The organism is Aurantiacibacter sp. D1-12 (assembly GCF_028858515.1).
Classification (GTDB): domain Bacteria; phylum Pseudomonadota; class Alphaproteobacteria; order Sphingomonadales; family Sphingomonadaceae; genus Alteraurantiacibacter.
Genome location: NZ_JAPJZJ010000002.1, coordinates 362944 through 377724, shown reverse-complemented (window position 1 = coordinate 377724; position 14781 = coordinate 362944). Strand labels below are relative to the sequence as shown.

The 14781-nt window shown below is 60.0% G+C and carries 15 protein-coding genes; 5 read left to right on the top strand and 10 right to left on the bottom strand.

Annotated features, from left to right (window positions below; genetic code table 11):
- Positions 1-8: 8 nt before the first annotated feature.
- Both OOZ52_RS05975 and OOZ52_RS05970 read right to left on the bottom strand, forming a co-directional pair.
- Positions 9-728 carry a hypothetical protein gene (locus tag OOZ52_RS05975; RefSeq protein WP_274697589.1) on the bottom strand — a complete coding sequence of 240 codons (720 nt, stop codon included), beginning with the start codon at positions 726-728 and terminating at the stop codon, positions 9-11.
- A gap of 135 nt (positions 729-863) precedes the next feature.
- On the bottom strand, positions 864-2933 hold the full coding sequence (locus OOZ52_RS05970) for an adenylate/guanylate cyclase domain-containing protein (RefSeq protein ID WP_274697588.1): 2070 nt from the start codon (positions 2931-2933) through the stop codon (positions 864-866).
- A 117-nt stretch (positions 2934-3050) separates the two neighbouring features.
- Between OOZ52_RS05970 and gdhA the strand changes: the two genes are divergently transcribed.
- Complete coding sequence (gdhA, locus tag OOZ52_RS05965; protein WP_274697587.1) at positions 3051-4412, top strand: NADP-specific glutamate dehydrogenase; 1362 nt, start codon at positions 3051-3053, stop codon at positions 4410-4412.
- Here the strand turns inward: gdhA and OOZ52_RS05960 are convergent.
- Positions 4409-5212 carry a class I mannose-6-phosphate isomerase gene (locus OOZ52_RS05960; RefSeq protein ID WP_274697586.1) on the bottom strand — a complete coding sequence of 268 codons (804 nt, stop codon included), beginning with the start codon at positions 5210-5212 and terminating at the stop codon, positions 4409-4411. The two genes, gdhA and OOZ52_RS05960, sit on opposite strands and share 4 nt — an antisense overlap.
- A 95-nt stretch (positions 5213-5307) precedes the next feature.
- On the opposite strand from OOZ52_RS05960, the gene OOZ52_RS05955 reads away from it, so the two are divergent.
- Positions 5308-6294: a hypothetical protein gene (locus OOZ52_RS05955; protein ID WP_274697585.1), complete on the top strand. Its 987-nt coding sequence runs from the start codon at positions 5308-5310 to the stop codon at positions 6292-6294.
- Here the strand turns inward: OOZ52_RS05955 and OOZ52_RS05950 are convergent.
- From OOZ52_RS05950 to OOZ52_RS05930, 5 genes are read right to left on the bottom strand one after another with little or no spacing between them, the layout of a single operon-like run.
- Positions 6291-7217 carry an alpha/beta fold hydrolase gene (locus tag OOZ52_RS05950; protein WP_274697584.1) on the bottom strand — a complete coding sequence of 309 codons (927 nt, stop codon included), beginning with the start codon at positions 7215-7217 and terminating at the stop codon, positions 6291-6293. The genes OOZ52_RS05955 and OOZ52_RS05950 overlap by 4 nt on opposite strands.
- A gap of 23 nt (positions 7218-7240) precedes the next feature.
- Positions 7241-7456 (bottom strand): helix-turn-helix transcriptional regulator, encoded by a 216-nt coding sequence (locus OOZ52_RS05945; protein WP_274697583.1) that lies wholly within the window; start codon positions 7454-7456, stop codon positions 7241-7243.
- Positions 7453-8049 (bottom strand): hypothetical protein, encoded by a 597-nt coding sequence (locus OOZ52_RS05940; protein ID WP_274697582.1) that lies wholly within the window; start codon positions 8047-8049, stop codon positions 7453-7455. The genes OOZ52_RS05945 and OOZ52_RS05940 overlap by 4 nt, the downstream gene beginning before the upstream one ends.
- Entirely contained in the window at positions 8046-8471 is a 426-nt protein-coding gene (locus tag OOZ52_RS05935) for a hypothetical protein (RefSeq protein ID WP_274697581.1), read from the bottom strand. The genes OOZ52_RS05940 and OOZ52_RS05935 overlap by 4 nt, the downstream gene beginning before the upstream one ends.
- Positions 8468-8662, bottom strand: coding sequence for a hypothetical protein (locus OOZ52_RS05930; protein ID WP_274697580.1), 195 nt, complete (start codon positions 8660-8662; stop codon positions 8468-8470). The genes OOZ52_RS05935 and OOZ52_RS05930 overlap by 4 nt, the downstream gene beginning before the upstream one ends.
- Positions 8663-9038: 376 nt before the next feature.
- On the opposite strand from OOZ52_RS05930, the gene ftsH reads away from it, so the two are divergent.
- Positions 9039-10982 carry an ATP-dependent zinc metalloprotease FtsH gene (ftsH, locus tag OOZ52_RS05925; protein ID WP_274697579.1) on the top strand — a complete coding sequence of 648 codons (1944 nt, stop codon included), beginning with the start codon at positions 9039-9041 and terminating at the stop codon, positions 10980-10982.
- 73 nt (positions 10983-11055) lie between these two features.
- Here the strand turns inward: ftsH and OOZ52_RS05920 are convergent, their stop codons facing one another.
- Positions 11056-12165: a DUF3667 domain-containing protein gene (locus OOZ52_RS05920; RefSeq protein ID WP_274697578.1), complete on the bottom strand. Its 1110-nt coding sequence runs from the start codon at positions 12163-12165 to the stop codon at positions 11056-11058.
- 109 nt (positions 12166-12274) lie between these two features.
- On the opposite strand from OOZ52_RS05920, the gene OOZ52_RS05915 reads away from it, so the two are divergent.
- Positions 12275-13075 carry a sterol desaturase family protein gene (locus tag OOZ52_RS05915; protein ID WP_274697577.1) on the top strand — a complete coding sequence of 267 codons (801 nt, stop codon included), beginning with the start codon at positions 12275-12277 and terminating at the stop codon, positions 13073-13075.
- 57 nt (positions 13076-13132) lie between these two features.
- Here OOZ52_RS05915 and rpoZ read toward each other — a convergent pair whose 3' ends face one another.
- Positions 13133-13477: a DNA-directed RNA polymerase subunit omega gene (rpoZ, locus tag OOZ52_RS05910; RefSeq protein ID WP_274697576.1), complete on the bottom strand. Its 345-nt coding sequence runs from the start codon at positions 13475-13477 to the stop codon at positions 13133-13135.
- A 131-nt stretch (positions 13478-13608) separates the two neighbouring features.
- Between rpoZ and OOZ52_RS05905 the strand changes: the two genes are divergently transcribed.
- Positions 13609-14775 (top strand): phospholipase D-like domain-containing protein, encoded by a 1167-nt coding sequence (locus tag OOZ52_RS05905; RefSeq protein ID WP_274697575.1) that lies wholly within the window; start codon positions 13609-13611, stop codon positions 14773-14775.
- Positions 14776-14781 lie beyond the last annotated feature (6 nt).

Below are 14781 nucleotides of genomic sequence, written 5' to 3'. Positions count from 1 at the left end.
CCCCAAATTCATTCCGCAAGCGCGCGGGTCAACTGATCGAGCTGCACGGAGCAGCCGTTTTCGATCAGCGTCAACGCCAGTTCCTCCCCGTCATTGGGGATTTCCTGCAGGAAGACGAAGCTGACTTCAGCCGAGGAGCCTCCGCCCGAAATCACATAGGTTTCACCTTCGCGCAGCTGCACCGCGCCATCCCAGATGCCGAGCATTTCGCTTTCGGGGAAAGCAACGTCGATCGCTTCCCCTTCCGCACCGCTACGGCTGAAGGAATAGCTGGCCGCAGCTTCAGTGTCGGCGCGCCAGAGCTGGATGGGATCAGGATTGGCAAGGCAGATCGTGCCGCTTTGCGCGACATCGACATACCAGAGGTTGGGATTGCTTACGACCGCATTGCCGTCGCCCCGCACAGCACCCGTGCGCGCCCGGCTGGAGGAACGGCGGGAGGTGAGTGCGGACAGTGCACGATTGTCCGACCGCGCACCGCGCTGCGCCAGGATGAACGTGCCGGGGCCGCGCAAGGTTCGCGTGCGGCCGTTGGAAAGCACGGTCAGCGTATCGCCTGCGCGCAATGTAATGCGCTGGGTGTCGCCGATCTGCGCGCCCACGGGATAGGTCTCTGACGAAGGTCCGCTTGATGCGACAACCGTGCCAGCTTCCGCGGCCTGCGGTGTCAGCGCCAGCGCGGCAAACGCACCCGCAACTCCCAACATTGCCTGTTTTGCCAAACCCATCGGTTCCCTCCTCACACCATCGGTCCGTTGTCCAATACCAGATTTGCCACGCTTTGTGCGTGCCGGATTGGAAATTTGCGAAAAAGCTGCCCTGCCTCTCCTGAACGGGGGCTGATGCCACATGTCAGCATCATGTCACTTGCCCGCCATGACATAGGCGCCATCTTCGTTGAGATGGCGACATCGCTCCAGCAACGCCGCGAGCGCTTCATCGTCAGGATATTTGCGCACCAGTACTTCGATTGTCTTGATCGCTCCCTTGCGTGCCGTGCCGAGCATGTCGAGCGCGTCACCCAGCAGGAGGTTATCGTCCTCGGGAAAGTGCGGTGCAGGCTCGTAGAGGTCGACCGGGCGCGAACGGCCCGAGAGGACGACTTTGCCCATCCGCCTCCACCAGTGGAGGCCCGACCGGCTGGCAAATTCCCTGCTCGCCATAACCGATGTCTTGAAGGTCTTGTTGCCCGATTCCAGCCGCGCGGCAGTGTTCATGCTATCACCCAGCGCAGTGTACTGGATGCGGTTCTCTCCGCCAAAATTGCCCACCACGGCCTCGCCGAAATGCAGGCCCACGCGGGTCTTGCCGATGGGCGGCAGGCCCGGATCCATCTTGGCGACTTCCTCGCGGAAGGCCTCGCCCGCCTGCCAGATGGCATAGCCGCATTGGGCCGCGCGCTGGGCATCATCAGGACGGCTGATCGGCGCCCCCCAGAAGGCGACCACCGCATCGCCGATGAACTTGTCGAGAATCCCGCCGTGTTCGAGAACGACATCAGACAGCATTTCGAGATAGCGGTTGAGCAGTTTCGCGACCATCTCCGGCGCGATTGCATGGCTCATCTTGGTGAAGCCTTCGAGGTCGGAGAAGAGCACGTAAATCTCGCGCTTCTCGCCGCCAAGGCTGAGCAGCTCGGGCTTCTCGATAATCTCGTCCGCAATGCTCTGGGGCAAGTATTTGCCGAGCGCCCCTTGCGCGAATTTGCGCTGTACCGCGCCAGATGCACGCGCCGCGCTGGTGACGGCGGTGAAGGCGACGATCCAGCCGAGCGCCGGCCCGACGGCGGGGAAGCCATGCGTATCGATCCCGCGATCATGGAGGAAGAATGGCAGGCCGATGAAGAGCAGGACCTGGATGACCAGCAGTGGGATGAACTTCCAGTTGCGAAGTTCCAGCAGCGCTGTGAGTGTCGCGGCGATGACGACCAGCAGTGATAAGGCCCAAAGATAGATGACGGAGGGTTGCTGCAACCGTTCACCATCCAGCATCTGCGCAATCGTTGCCGCGTGGATTGTGATTCCCGCCGGGCGCTCGCTCCTCCCGCCCAGCTCGGTCGCTTCGTCCTCGTACCCGGAGAGCGGTGTCAGAACGCGGTCATAATCGATGATGTCGCCGCCAATCAGGACGTAGGAATCGCGCACTGCTTCCTCGAATTCGGCGCGGGCTTCGGGAATAGCGAAAATCTCGTCCACGCTGAACGCTGTGATCGACATGTTCGGGAAGACCGGTTCTTCGTGATATTCCGGGCGGCGGAAGCGGATCGCGCCTTCGTATCCCTCAAACCGTTCAACAGCAGCATCGCCGGCCATCTCCAGCATCACTCGGCCAAGCAGCGGTGGAGTTCCATCTATAACCTCGGGCCAAACGCGCGTTACGCCGTCTGTCTCGGCCAATCGAATGCTCGCGGCCCGGGTATTCGTGCTTTCGAGCGCAAGCAGGAATTCATCGAGATAGGCTTGCTGCTCATACTCGATATCGAGATCGTTGGTGATTATGTCGGCGTACCCGATGGCGACCGGCGTTTGCATATTGTTGAGCGTTTCGACGAGCTCGAGATCTTCGTCCTGTCGCTGGTCGAACAGGATATCGATCCCGATAGCTTTCGCGCCCAACGTATCGATATTGCGCAATGCAGCGGCGATGGTGTCGCGCGGCAGAGGCGACCGCTTCTGCAACTGCTGTAAATCGAAGTCGTTGAAAGTGACAAGCACAACGCGCTGGTCCGGTTCGACAAGCTCTGACAGGTAATACTCACGAGCATCGTAGAGCGCGCGTTCGGCTTCGTCAGTGAACCAGATCGACCAACTAAACCGCGCCAGCAGCAGCGCTGCCAGCAGCAGCACGCCCGTAAACAGCAGCCTTTTCGACCCGGCCTCGCGCACGCTGCGCCAGCCGGCGGCGAAAATGCCCAATGGTTTGCGTGCTGCCAAAGCTCCCCCTCCGCGGCGAACATGCCAGACCAGCGGGATTCGTCAATCGTAACCAAAAGGGGCATAAGCCGCGAAAGGACTCGGCTAGAGAGCCACCAGACAGGGGGGAATAGATTCATGGCATCAGTGTACGATCGTCACGTCGATCTCGGACAGTTTATGGAAGGCGTGAAGAAGCGCAATCCGGGGCAGACCGAATTCATCCAGGCGGTGCAGGAAGTGGCGCAGGACGTCTTCGAATTTATCGAAGACAAGGAAGAGTATCACGAGGCCCAGATCCTGCGCCGTATTGCCGAGCCCGATCGGGTGGTAAGCTTCCGGGTCTGCTGGGAAGACGACAACCACAATATCCGCGTGCAGCGCGGCTGGCGGGTGCAGAACAACAATGCCATCGGACCCTACAAAGGCGGCATCCGTTTCCACCCGAGCGTGAACGAAAGTGTGCTCAAATTCCTCGCGTTCGAGCAGACCTTCAAGAACTCGCTCACCGGCTTGCCGATGGGCGGGGGCAAGGGCGGCGCGAACTTCAATCCGCGCGGCAAAAGCGATGCCGAAGTCATGCGCTTCTGCCAGAGCTTCATGAACGAGCTGTTCCGCCATATCGGCCCGAACACAGACGTGCCAGCAGGCGATATCGGCGTTGGCGGGCGCGAGATTGGCTATATGTTCGGTCAGTACAAGCGCCTGACCAATCGTTGGGAAGGCGTGCTGACGGGCAAGGGCCAGGAATACGGCGGATCGCAGATGCGACCCGAAGCGACTGGCTATGGCGCGGTCTATTTCCTGCAGAACATGCTCAAGCACAAAGACATGGACGTGGAGGGGCACACCGCGGTCATCTCCGGCTCCGGCAACGTCGCGACGCATGCGGCGGAGAAGATCACCCAGCTCGGCGGCAAGGTCCTCACGCTGTCGGACAGCGGCGGGTTCATCCATGATCCCGATGGCATCGATCAGGAGAAGATCGACTGGGTGAAGCATCTCAAGACCGTAAAGCGTGGCCGGGTCAGCGAATATGCCGACGAGTTTTCGAGTGCGACATATCACGAGGGCGAGCGCCCGTGGGGTGTGGAATGCGACCTCGCGCTCCCCTGCGCGACGCAGAACGAGCTCAACGAAGACGAGGCAAAGGCGCTGGTCGATAACGGCGTGATGGCGGTATCCGAAGGCGCGAACATGCCGACCACGCTGGAAGGCGTGCACGTGTTCCACGATGCCAAGATCATGTACGGTCCGGGCAAGGCCGCAAATGCCGGAGGCGTTGCCGTATCAGGCCTTGAAATGAGCCAGAATTCCGAACGCATCAGCTGGAATCACGAGCGGCTGGGCGAAATGCTCACCGAGCTGATGGAAGGCATCCACGGCAAATGTGTTGAATATGGCGATCAGGGTGAGGGCTATGTCGACTATGTGAAGGGCGCGAATATCGCGGGCTTCAAGAAGGTGGCCGATGCGATGTTGGCGTTCGGGGTGGTTTAAGCGAGCGGCGCTGTCACCAGCGCCTTGCCCTGCGGAGCGAAAGTGACGCTGGCCAGGCTCGGTGCATAGGCACATTCACCGGGTTTCACCACGTCACCTTCGACCAGAACATCGCCCGATAGTGGTACGACCAGCAGCTTGCCCGAATAGGCATAGAGCAATCCGTCATCCGCCACGCCGTCGACAAGATCGAGCATAAAGTGCGGCCCGTCGACAAGGCTTGCATGGCCGCTGGCAGGCAAACGCTTGTACAGCTCTTCGGGATAGGGTTCACCGATTGCTACCGCCATGCCTTCGTCCAGATGCAATTCGCGCGGGCGGCCGTAATCGTAGAGGCGATAGGTGATGTCGCAGTTCTGCTGGATTTCGATGATCGAGCAGCCCGGGCCAATCGCGTGGACGGTGTTCGCCGGGATGTAGAAAAAGTCGCCCGCCTGCACCTCGTGCCAGGTCAACTTGTTTTCGATAGTCCCGTCAAGCGCGGAGGCGCGCATCTCGTCGCTCGAAATTTCCGCATCAAACCCGATGCCCAGTGTTGCGCCAGGCTCGGCAGCGACAACCAGCCAGCATTCTTCCTTGCCGTTGCGGCCGAGCCCGGCAGCTTCAGCCTGAGCATCGTCAGGGTGACACTGGACCGAAAGCTTCTCGCTGGTGAACAGATATTTGACGAGCAGTTCGGGCAATTGTTCGGGCGGCTCGAACCAGATCTCACCGATACGTTTGCCCTCCGGCGCGACAAAAGGCGCGGGCAGCACGTCCATGCCCCAGACTTTCTCTACGGTGCGGGTGGGAAGGATCATGGGCTCTTTCAAACTCTGTTTCAGTATTCCGGTCGACACGGCGATATCGCACATATGTTGCAATTTGCCCAAAGGCTGGGCGATAGCGGCCTGCGATGACTAACGCCGCCCATATCGCCGCCGATCCCGCATGGCTACCGCATTCGCTGGATATGGCGGACGGGAAGATGTTGTTCGTAAAGGTTTCGCGCGAAGTCTTCACGCAAAGCGGTTTCCTCGCCGACGTGAAGCCGGATGGGGCTGACGGGGCCGAGTGGGTGCCATTTGATCAGGTCCGCGCGATGACACCCGCGACCGGCCCCGTGCACTTCATCTTCCACACCGCCTTCTGCCGATCGACCCTGCTGGCACGCGCGATGAACATTGCGGGTGTAAGTTTGGGCATGGCCGAACCCGGCATTCTTGCACAGCTCGCCGGAGCGGGCGATGCCGCGAAGGACCTGGTGAAGCCGGTGTGCAATCTTCTTTCACGTCCTTGGGGAGAGGGGGAGGCGGTCTTCGTCAAACCCACCAACCATGCCAATATGCTGCTCCCCGCGCTGCTCTCCGCTCGGCCCGATGCGAAAGCGGTGCTGATGACCAACCCGCTCACCAGCTTCCTGAAAAGCGTCGACAAGCGCGCGCTGATGGGGCGGCGCTGGGGGCGTCAGCTCTATCTTGAAGTTATGGGCTATGCCGGGATGGATCTGGGCATGGATGCGCGTGAGCAGTTCAGTATGACCGACTTGCAGGCGGCGGGCCTCGCGTGGTTCCTCTCGCAGCGGTTTTACACGATGTTATTGGCAAGCGCGGAAGGGGAAAGACTGCGTGTGCTGGATGGCGATCGCTTCGCCCTGGACCGCGCCGATACCGTGGAGGCCGTGCTGGAGCTGGCGGGTCTGGTTTATGATCCGCAGGCGGTCGAAGCGGTGGTGGACGGGCCGCTGTTCCTGAAGCACGCCAAGCTGGGTGGTGATTTTAGCGAGGAAGAGGTCGCGATGGCTCCGGCGCTCGAACAGGAAATCGGGCAGGTGCAGCAGTGGCTCGGTATGATCGCCGAACAGGCGGGAATAGAAATCCCCGCCAGGCACTCGTTGTTCTAATCTGCCAGAAACGTCCTCACCGCAGCGTCAAAAGCCTCGGGCTGGTCCACCATCACAAAATGCGCTGCCTGTTCGATCAGGACGAGTTCTGCAGCAGGAAGCGCGGCATATTGCCGGGCGTAGAAATCACGGATGGTCTCCGGTGTCATGAAACCTGGCCGATGTGGCACGATCACGGTCACGGGCGTGGTGATATTGGCAATGCCCTGCCGCATGTCGCCGAGCATCAACTCGTAGACCAGTTGCCCCGTTACGCGCGGATCGGCATCACCGGTCAAATCGCGCAGCGTCTGCAGGTTGGCCGGATTGGTTGTGTAGCTCGACAGCAGGCCGTCATTGGCATTTTCAGGTACATCCCGTCCATGCATCGAAAGCAGCATCGCGCGCGCCATTTCAGCTTGTTGCTCGACTTGCGCCAGCTCCGGTTCCGAACCCACAGGGACAAGGATCACGGCGAACCACGGCAGACTGTCGACGATCATAATCTTGCCCGGCAAGTCTGGGTGCTGAGCGCCCAGCTTCATCGCAATGAAACCACCCATCGAATGGCCGACAATGGCGGGCTGATCGAGACCTTTGGCTTCGATGTATTGCGCCAACTCGGCAACGAGACCATCCATGATTGGACCCTCGGCATTCACGCCTGCATCCTCACCAAAGCCGCGTACCTGCAGCAGATGCACACGGTGGCCATCGAGCACTTCGAGATGCGGTCGCCACACTTCGCGAGTGGTCGAGAGCCCGGGAATGAGGATCACGTCTGGCCCGGTGCCCTGAACTTCGACGCTGAAACGGGTCGGCTCGAAATCGCTCTGAGCCTCAGCGGACATGCTCCAGAGCAGACCTATGCCAAGCATCAGGATGCTCAGGAAAAGGGCAAAGATCGGGCGTGCCCGCCCACGGCGGAATCCAAACATCATCATCACTTTTTCCTTTGGTTAACCGGCTATTCGGCAGCGGCCTGCTGCTCTTCCTCGCGCAGGAAAATATCTTCGATGGCGAGGCCGAAAATATCGGCGAGCTTGAAAGCCAGTGGCAGAGACGGATCGTACTTGCCCGTCTCGATGGCATTCACGCTCTGGCGAGAGACATCGAGACGGTCGGCCAGATCCTGCTGGCTCCATTCCCGCTCCGCGCGCAGTACACGCAGGCGGTTCTTCACGAGACCTCTCCACCGCGTTCGGGCAGCGCCATGCCGATGCCGAGGCCAATCGCCCAGGCGGGGAAGACCCACCATGCCCATATGTGCGGGACAAGGTCGAAGGTTTCGAGAAAGCCCCACCCGGTGCCGAGTACCAGAACAAGACCAAGCCCGACCATCGATGCGTTGACCGCGCGCAGGCGCAGATACTCGTCATGCTCTTCCTGCAGGTATCGCACCATCGCCCAGATCATTCCGAAAGCAGGGAGCATCGGCAGCACGGCGAGCACCCACATGGCGGGCGATCCTTCGGCGAGTTTGCCCGCGGCAAAAGCCGCACCCAGCATCACCACCATGTAAATGAAGCTGAAAGTGAGAAAGCGGCGGTTGTAGGCGCGCATGGCTTTGGAAACCGCGCCCTTTTCTTCCTGCGCCCTGCTCGCGGATTTCACGAGCGGGATGAGCAGAACCATGTTGCACGCCAGCAGGATCATCGGCACCGGATGCTCGATGGCTCCTGTGATGGAGAGCACGAATATCAGCGCCATGTTGGTGCAGAACAGGCCGGCCCAGACGCCGGGTTTGGCGGTTGATTGAACAGCTTCTGTCATCATGCACACTCCCCGAAAGTGCCCATCGTGATCTTGTTGTAGATCGCTCCGATACCCAGGCCGAAACACCAGATGGTGGGCCACCAGAAGGCGCGCACGTGCGGCACGGGCATATAGGTCTCCAGAAAGCCCCAGACCGCCGCTGCAGTCAGCGCGAGGCCTGTCGCGACCAGGATCTGGCGCACGTAGAGCATGCGGAAGAACTCGTCCCGCTCCTCCACGATCAGGCGAACGAAAATCCAGAAAATGGCGGCGAAGGAAAGCCCGGGCAGGGCTGCCAGCATATATGCCAGCGGCCCTGTCATCCCGCGATCTTCGATCAGTATTTCGGCTGCAAAAAGCGATCCCAAATAGATCACCATCGCCACCGCAATACGGACAAGATAGCGCATCTTTTCCGGCTTGGTGCGTTTGGCAAAGCTCATGATTTTTCTCCGGTTCGGGCCAGCGGGCAGGGCAGGCAACTGCGCTTTGCGCCCAGCGTGCTCCACGCCAGCACTGGCAAAATGATCAACATTGTCTGGGCAACATCGCTTTCGATCGGGCCTGACACGGCCAGCAGCGCAAAAACGATAATCGCAGCGCCCCAGACCAGCGCGTTTTGAATGTCACTCATGTCAAGCTCCCTTGAATTGATGTAAAGGAACCTAGACATCGATTCGCAAAATGTCAAGCGACCTTGTCAAAAGGATTGGGATGCTTGACGCTCTAAAGGCGGTGAGAGGGGAAATGGCTTTCCTACAGGCAGCGGCATCCGGCAGCCTTGCGGAGATGATCGTAACGATGCTCATTCGTCACTTAGAACACTGGAATAACGGTGAAATTTGCGCCTGCGATTTTTGCGCCCAGGACACTGTCACACCTGTCACACCCTGTTGGATCGGGAACACCGTTCACAGTGATCGGAAAACGCCTGCAAAAGAGGAGCGTGCCGTTATCTTGTCATTCACACGGCCAAGCCTACATTGGCTCCACGAAAGGATGCCCTGAGCATGGATGAGAATCGCGAGCCCGAAAACCAACCCAACCCGTGGATGAAGAGCCTCTTCGTCTGGGGCGGCGTGTTCCTTGCGCTGCTACTGGCCGTTTCGATGTTTGGTGGCAATAGCGAGCCGGTGGGGACGCAGATCCCCTATTCGGACTTCAAGGACAAGGTCGCTGAAGGCAGTGTGACTGCGGTGCAGATTGCACCTGATCGCATCACCGGCACGCTGGGCAATGAAGAGACCTTCTCGACCGTTCCGGTACAGAACGATCCGCAGCTCATGCAGCAGCTTGAAGCGGCCGATGTCCGGATTACCGCAGCGCCTGCCGAGCAGATGAGCCTGTTTCTGGTGGTGCTGATCAACTCGCTGCCGTTCATCCTGATCTTGGGTATCGCCTTCTTTGCGCTGCGCCAGGTGCAAAAGGGCGGTGGATCGGGCGCAATGGGCTTTGGCAAGTCCAAGGCCAAGATGCTCACCGAAAAGCAGGGCCGTGTGACCTTCGAAGACGTCGCCGGTATCGATGAAGCACGCGAAGAGCTGCAGGAAATCGTCGAGTTCCTGAAGGATCCGCAACGCTTCTCCAAGCTCGGTGGCCAGATCCCCAAGGGTGCACTGCTGGTCGGCTCTCCCGGTACCGGTAAGACGCTGCTCGCCCGTGCGATTGCGGGTGAAGCGCGTGTGCCGTTCTTCACCATCTCCGGTTCCGACTTCGTCGAGATGTTCGTCGGTGTCGGCGCCAGCCGCGTGCGCGACATGTTCGAACAAGCGAAGAAGAACGCGCCCTGCATCGTCTTCATCGACGAGATCGACGCCGTCGGTCGCCATCGCGGCAACGGCATCGGCAACTCGAACGACGAGCGCGAGCAGACGCTCAACCAGCTCCTCGTAGAGATGGACGGCTTCGAAGCCAACGAAGGCATCATCATCATCGCTGCGACCAACCGCCCCGACGTTCTAGATCCTGCGCTGCTGCGTCCGGGTCGTTTCGACCGTCAGGTGGTGGTGCCGGTTCCCGACATCGACGGCCGCGAGAAGATCCTGGCCGTACACATGAAGAAGGTGCCGCTGGCGCCCGATGTGAACCCACGCACCATTGCACGGGGTACGCCCGGCTTCTCGGGTGCTGACCTTGCCAACCTCGTTAACGAAGCTGCCCTGCTGGCCGCGCGCCGTAACAAGCGCCTTGTCGCCATGCAGGAGTTCGAGGACGCCAAGGACAAGGTGATGATGGGCACCGAGCGCAAGTCCATGGTGATGACCGAGGACGAGAAGAAGATGACCGCCTATCACGAGGCTGGTCACGCGCTCGTGTCGATCAACGAGCCCGCATCGGACCCGATCCACAAGGCCACCATCATCCCGCGTGGCCGCGCGCTGGGCATGGTTATGCGCCTGCCGGAGCGTGACAACTATTCGTACCACCGCGACAAGATGCACGCGAACCTTGCAGTCGCCATGGGCGGCCGCGTGGCGGAAGAGATCATCTTCGGTCATGACAAGGTATCGAGCGGCGCAAGCGGCGACATCCAGTATGCCACCGACCTTGCCAAGAACATGGTCACCAAGTGGGGCATGTCCGACAAGCTCGGCCCGCTGATGTACGAGCAGAGCCAGGAAGGCTACCTCGGCATGGGCCAGACTATGCGCACCATGGCTGGTGCCGAGACCAACAAGTTGATCGATGCCGAGATCAAGGACTTGGTCGAAAGCGGGCTCAAGCGCGCGACCGACGTGCTGACCGAGCAGGAGGACAAGCTTCACCTGCTCGCGCAAGCGCTGCTCGAATACGAGACGCTGACGGGTGACGAGATCAACCAGCTGATGGAAAACGGCAAGATTGATCGTCCCGATACGCCAAGCGGCCCGGTGATCACACAGCCAGCGCACGGCTCTTCTATCCCCAAGGCGGGCAAGCGCTTTGGTGGTGGGGAGGCCCCCGAAGGCGCATAAAGCGCTTTCCTACAGCTTAGACCGAGACAAAAAGGGCGGTGCAGCGATGCGCTGCCCTTTTGTTATGGCACTGTCAGAATGCACCGAGCAGGAAGAGCAGCCAGACAAAGATCATGACGACGATGAACACGATCAGATTGGTGAGCGTGAATGTGCGCCAGAACGCGCCCCAACGTGACAGCTCATAGGTGTATTTCAGCTGCTTGTAGATATGCAGGATCGGGATCAACAGGCCGCTGATAACCAGCACAGCTACAGGAACTCCGATAACTCCAAGCACCGAAAGCGTCACAAAAAGCAGCGTCATAAAGCTGAGCGAGTAGGTTACGAATATCGCGTGATCATAGGCCTTGAAGCGGCGCTTCCAGAAGAACAGCAACCACACGAAGGGGATCGAAATCGGGATCAGCAGCCAACTGAACTTATAGGCATTGGCCTGTAGCTTGTAGAGCATCAGGCCGGGATTATCGTTCCACTTGTTGACCAGCAGTTCATCTATCGTGTCGATCCCGGTGGCATTCATCGTCATGCGTGTGTTGCCATCCTCGCTCAAATCGGCGCGGAATGTGCCGTCTTCGTCCTGTGATGTGGTGAGGCCGCCTTCCGCAGGGACCAACTGCCCGCCTGCTTCGATAGCAGTTTCGAGCGCGGTAATCTGGTCCGTCAACTCTTGCCGTTCTGCCTCCGTCAATTCCGGCTGTTCCACCTGCTCCTGAAGGACAGTCAGTTGGTCGCGCGCTTGCTCGATAGTTTGCTGGGCAGGCTGCTCTGGATTGAATTCGGTAGGTGCCGTGATGCCGACAACCTGAAACACCGCGAACATCAGAAACACACTGAACAGGAACAGCGCCATCGGGGAAACAAAGCGCGCACGTTTGCCATCAATATAGCGGCGGGTAAGGCGACCCGGGCGGAAGATCAGCATCGGCAGCGTGCGCCACAGCTTGCCATCGAGATGCAGCGCGCCGTGCAAAAGATCGTGAACAAAGCCGCCGATCGTGCGGTGGAGATGCCCGCGCTGCCCGCAAGCCTGGCAGTAGGCGCCGGTCAGAGGCGTGCCGCAGTTGAGGCATTCATCGGGTTGGTCGGGATGGGCATCCTTGGCACCGGAGCTCGGCTCGAGCGCTCGGCTGAACAGGCCGCCTTCCGCCACCGATCCAAGCCCGCCGATTATGTCGCTCATTATGACCCCCTGTTGGCGCGAGGGCCCAGTATAGGCGCGAGCGGGAGAGAGGCAATCGTGCACACGAGAAGGACTTGTGGAGTGCAGCCCTGCGCGCCAAATAGCGGCGATGCACACCGCTGCTCCCATCGCGCCGCTTGCCGGGCTGGCTGTTATGGCTGGGGTCTTCACACTCCTTGCTGTGCTGGAGCTCGCCGCGCCATTCCGCCGTGCAAGTCAATCGAAGAGCGCGCGCTGGTTCACAAACATCGCCTTGTTCGCGCTGGACACACTCGCTGTTCGGCTACTGTTGCCGATCGCGATGGTGGGTGCTGCGATGCTGGCGGCGGAAAATGGCTGGGGCCTGTTCAACCTCGTGACTTTGCCCGGTTGGCTGGTCTTTGTTGTCACACTGCTCGCGCTCGACTTTGCCTTGTGGCTGCAACATGTCGTCACGCACCGCATTCCCCTGCTTTGGCGCATGCACCGCGTGCATCACAGCGATATCGACTTCGACGTGAGCACGGCTGCCCGCTTCCATCCGTTCGAGATCGTGCTCTCGATGGTCTGGAAGGTTTGCGTGGTCATCGCGCTGGGCGCTCCGGCATTGGTAGTCGCCGTGTTCGAGGTGGGCTTTGCGGTCGCGACTCTGATCACGCACAGCAACCTTGCGCTTCCGCCGCGGCTCGACCGGGCGGTGCGGACACTGCTGGTTACGCCTACCATGCACCGCATCCACCATTCCCCGCGAGTGACGGAGACGAACAGCAATTACGGCACCGCGCTGTCACTATGGGATCGGCTGTTTGACACCTATACGGCGGAGGCATCGCAGCCACAGCGGCAAATGGAGATCGGGCTGGAAGAATGGCGTGATACCCGCACTGCGCAGCTCGGTTTCAGCCTTTGGCTGCCATTCGTGAAGCGCTGATACGAAAAGGGCCGCACCCTGCGGCGCGGCCCTTTTAGTGCAATGTCTGCAAATGGCTCAGCCGTCGTAATCGGCACCGATTGAGGTCGAACGCGTCGGCGCAGCAGCGGACAGGCGCATGGCTTCTGCCGACTGGCTCAGCGAGCCGACATCATCGGCTTCGTCCTCATCGTCCGGCAGGATTTGCTGCAGCGACTGGACTAGCGATTCTTGCAGATGCTTTGGCTTGATTGTCTGTTCGGCAATCTCGCGAAGAGCCACAACGGGGTTCTTGTCCCGGTCACGATCGAGGGTAATTTCAGCGCCGCCCGATACTTCACGCGCACGCTGTGCAGCAAGCAGGACGAGGTCAAAACGGTTAGGAACTTTGTCGACGCAATCTTCGACGGTAACGCGCGCCATAGGGCACTCCGATGATTCTGGTGTTGCCGGAAAGCGCTGCAGATAGGGCGAAGCGCCGCTCTGGTCAAGGAAATTACACGGGGCGTAAGCGAGCTTGCCCTCGCTAACGAAGGCCGCCAAAGACAGTGCCGATGTATGCCGAACCCGATCCTTGCGCCCACGATTTCCCCGCGGTCTTCACCCATGAAACGCAAGGCCACGTGTTCACCTTCATGCCCGATGGCGGGCAGCGGTATCAGGCGCTGCTCGCCTCGATAGAGGAGGCCAGGCACCGGCTCGAGATCTTCTACTACATGTTCCAGGATGACGAGGCCGGTGGCCCCGTGCGCGATGCCATTGTCCGCGCGGCAGAACGCGGGGTCGATGTCGATCTGGTCGTGGACCGCTTCGGCACCGATGCCGGAGACGATTTCTTCGCGCCAATCATAGACGCCGGCGGCCGCTTCGCCTTCTTCAATCCGCGCTGGAACACGCGCTATCTGATCCGAAACCACCAGAAGATGTGCATCATCGATGATGAGACCGCAATTGTCGGCGGTTTCAACGTATCAGACCACTACTTCAAGCCACCCGAAGAGAACGGTTGGGCGGACCTCGGTGTGATTGTGCAAGGCCCTGTGGTGGCGCGCCTGCGCGATTGGTTCGCGCAGATCTCTGGGTGGGCGCATGACCCGAATGCGCAGTACCGCGCGGTGCGCAGCATGGTGCGCGAGTGGGACCCGGGTGACGCTCGCGTGCGGCTGCTGGTGGGCGGGCCAACGCGCATTCCCAGCGGTTGGGAACAGTACATCAAGCGCGATTTCAATCGCGCTCGCCGCCTCGACATGGTGATGGCCTATTTCTCGCCCCCGCTCAGCTACAGGCGCCTGATCCGCAAGGTAGCCGATCGTGGCAAGGTCAACCTCGTGATGGCGGCCAAGTCAGACAATGGCGCAACCATTGGCGCATCGCGTGCTCTTTACCGAAAGCTGCTGAAAGCAGGGGCGCGGATCTTCGAGTTTCAGCCCTGCAAGCTGCATATGAAGCTGTTGGTGGTGGACGAATTCACCTACTTTGGCAGTGCCAATTTCGATCATCGCTCTATCCGTATCAATCTGGAAATGATGATCCGGGTGGAAGATGAGGAACTGGCGGATCGAATGCGCTGCTATATTGCGGAGCTGCGCGATGCGTCCGAAGAGATAACGCCGCAACTCCATCGCAAACGCTCTAACCCTTGGGCGCTCTTCAAGTGGTGGCTTAGCTGGAGCCTGGTGTACCTGCTCGATTACACCGTAACGCGCCGACTCAATCCGTAAGGCACG